General features: G+C 56.2%; 1 protein-coding gene. It reads right to left on the bottom strand.

The features are described 5' to 3' along the window. Positions 1–46 precede the first annotated feature (46 nt). A complete protein-coding gene (locus tag A3754_RS08335; RefSeq protein ID WP_063519302.1) occupies positions 47–250 on the bottom strand; it encodes a hypothetical protein in 204 nt (67 codons plus the stop codon). Positions 251–484 lie beyond the last annotated feature (234 nt).

Below are 484 nucleotides of genomic sequence, written 5' to 3'. Positions count from 1 at the left end.
TTGCTCCCCGAATTGGCGGTAGCCAATACGAAAAGAGGAAGCGCCACTAAAAGCATACCCCCAAGTACAGGTCTGGCCCTGTGCTGGCACCATCATCTTCTACGTTGAAACCACCACCCAGAGCATCTTCCAGCTCATCAGCAAAATTACCGGTATCCAGCGCAAAGCCTCCACCCACAAGAAAGCCCCCTCGCAGGCTATCTTCAACAGCCCAGGAGTTTCCGGTGGCCAAGGCCACCAGCAGCGTCACTAGGGAACCTCTGAAAAACTCCTTGCGTACTCAGTCTTTCAGGCTGGTTCGCAATCTATACCCCATTCGGGGCACAGAGGGCGCGCTTTTGAAGGTGTCCCCTAACTGGGATCGAGATATGTCCATCCATCGAAAAAGCGCAACAACGAGTGCGGGCCAGCCTGGATGACCCGAAGCACCCGTTCGGGCATAAAGGCGCGGCCTGAAGCGCACACCTGCTGCGCATTGCCTCTC

This window comes from Alcanivorax sp. HI0083, assembly GCF_001635175.1.
This window is presented reverse-complemented; position numbering and strand designations above follow the sequence as displayed.